Origin of the sequence: Pseudoalteromonas sp. CR1 (assembly GCF_019392235.1) — a bacterium.
GTDB lineage: Bacteria > Pseudomonadota > Gammaproteobacteria > Enterobacterales > Alteromonadaceae > Pseudoalteromonas.
On sequence record NZ_JAHXRM010000085.1, the window covers coordinates 1 to 352 of the forward strand.

1 protein-coding gene is annotated in these 352 nt (G+C 61.1%); it reads left to right on the forward strand.

Going from position 1 to position 352, the window contains the following annotated elements:
* Window positions 1-295: (2Fe-2S)-binding protein (locus KZZ04_RS18590; RefSeq protein WP_257903674.1), on the forward strand; the 295-nt coding region annotated here is incomplete at its 5' end.
* Window positions 296-352: the final 57 nt, after the last annotated feature.

The window sequence follows — 352 nt, forward strand, 5'->3', positions numbered from 1 at the left end:
GGCGGTGATGTGCGACGGCGCCGAACTGACCACTGTTGAAGGGTTGGCCGACGGCGACGTGTTGCACCCGATGCAGCAAGCCTTTATCAAGCATGACGCTTTCCAGTGCGGCTACTGCACCCCCGGCCAGATCTGCTCGGCGATTGGCTTGGCCAATGAGGGCCGTGCCCACGATACCGCGCAAATTCAGGAACTGATGAGCGGCAACCTGTGCCGCTGCGGCGCCTATAGCAATATCCGCGATGCCATAGAAGAAGCCTTGCCCGCCTGCCGCACAAAGGGAGGTGAGCAATGAACCCCTTCCAGTACAGCAAGCCGGTCGATGTGCACGAAGCGGTGCACCTGAGCAGTG